This is a genomic window from Bradyrhizobium sp. Unk1 (assembly GCF_059512345.1).
Map to the genome: position 1 here is coordinate 1 of NZ_JCAMOP010000208.1, position 676 is coordinate 676.

General features: G+C 58.4%; 1 protein-coding gene. It reads right to left on the minus strand.

What is annotated here, in order from left to right:
- Positions 1 to 98 precede the first annotated feature (98 nt).
- On the minus strand, positions 99 to 676 hold a 578-nt coding region (locus AC5ZFO_RS48175), incomplete at its 5' end, for a C13 family peptidase (RefSeq protein ID WP_496124291.1).

Genomic DNA, 676 nt, shown 5'->3' on the forward strand with positions numbered 1-676 from the left:
CGAATTTGATAAAGCGACTTGTTCCACGAAACAGTGATGGGATGTGCATTGCGGGTGCACGCCTGCGAGGAATCGCCTCAAGGCTCGCAGCCGGTTGTTTAAGGGCGTCCGACGAGCAACGGCAGCACGTCTGCGCCGCCTGCCGTGAGGGGATTCGACGGCTCGAAGTGTTCCCGCAATTCTCGCTTCCGGACGAGTGAGCGCGCAGCCAGAAACGCATCCTTCAGACTAACGGCTTTCCGGAGCGCGACGTTGAAAAAAGCGTCGCCGAAATAGGTCCACTTGGCCTTGTCCTGACAGCCGAACGACGGATGGTTGGCATCGGCCGCGGTGATGACCAGCACATCGGGATTCGCCAGACGCGGGATAAAGACCCCGGAATAACAAGCCGAGATGACAACCACCTTGTGTCGCACACCTGTCTTCGCGAGCATGTTGCTGAGACGAGATGGCGTGAGCGTCTCTGTGTGCCGCCCCGCCTTGATTGCGAGGCCGTCTGGAGAGCCATGCGAGGTGAGAATCAAAAAGAGAACGTCTTTCTCAGCATCCAAGCGGTTGGCTGCCGCCTGCAACGACCTGGTCAGCGCTTCGATCGTTGCATTTCCGCCCTTCTTGGAATTGTACTCCACATTGATCGGGCCAGTCCGAAAACGGCCAGCTACGACCTGAGCTGCAC